Genomic DNA, 830 nt, shown 5'->3' with positions numbered 1-830 from the left:
GCTGGTGGAACAGACGCTCGAGAAGCTCAACGAGATGAAGCTGCACGGAATGGCGAAGGCGATGAAGCGGTGGCTGGAGCAGCCGAAGGACAAGGAGCTGACGCCCGAGGACGTGCTCGGGCTCCTCGTCGATGCGGAGCAGCAGCACCGCGACGACCGCAAGCTCCAGCAGCGGCTGAAGAACGCGAAGCTGCGGCAGCAGGCGTGCGTGGAGGACATCGACTACGCGCACGCGCGAGGGCTGTCGAAGGCGGTGGTGATGGACCTGGCCTCGTCGAGGTGGGCCCAGCGCCACCAGAACATCCTGCTCACCGGACCGACGGGGGTGGGCAAGAGCTACCTGGCGTGCGCGCTGGGCCAGAAGGCGTGCCGTGACGGGCACAGCGTGGTGTACCGCCGCGCCTCGCGCCTCTTCGACGAGCTGGCGCAGGCCCGTGCGGATGGAACGTACCCGCACCTGCTGCGCAGACTGGCCAAGGCGCAGGTGCTCATCCTCGATGACTTCGGGCTGGAGCCGCTGGCGGCCACCCAGCGCAAGGAACTGCTTGAGGTGCTCGATGACCGCTACCAGCTCGGCTCGACGATTGTGGCCAGCCAACTGGAGCCCAAGGACTGGCACGCCATCATCGGCGACGCGACGCTGGCCGACGCCATCTGCGACCGGCTTGTCCACAACGCTCACCGCCTCAAGCTCGGCGGCGAGTCGATTCGCAAGGCCGAGAGTTTGACCAGCGGGAAGAAGGCGGCGAAGTAGCCCCCACCAGCGTCGTCATCCGGTGTTCGGCATGCTCCGGAATGGGTGTTCGGCTTGGACCGGACTCAGTGATCGG

General features: G+C 67.0%; 1 protein-coding gene. It reads left to right on the top strand.

Annotated features, from left to right (window positions below):
• Position 1 precedes the first annotated feature (1 nt).
• Positions 2-754: an IS21-like element helper ATPase IstB gene (gene istB, locus FL311_RS43420; RefSeq protein WP_141333563.1), complete on the top strand. Its 753-nt coding sequence runs from the start codon at positions 2-4 to the stop codon at positions 752-754.
• Positions 755-830: the final 76 nt, after the last annotated feature.

It is taken from the genome of Myxococcus sp. AB025B, from assembly GCF_006518215.1.
Classification (GTDB): Bacteria; Myxococcota; Myxococcia; order Myxococcales; family Myxococcaceae; genus Myxococcus; species Myxococcus fulvus.
The sequence above is the reverse complement of the archived record's forward strand: the minus strand, read 5'-3'. Positions and strand labels throughout refer to the sequence as shown.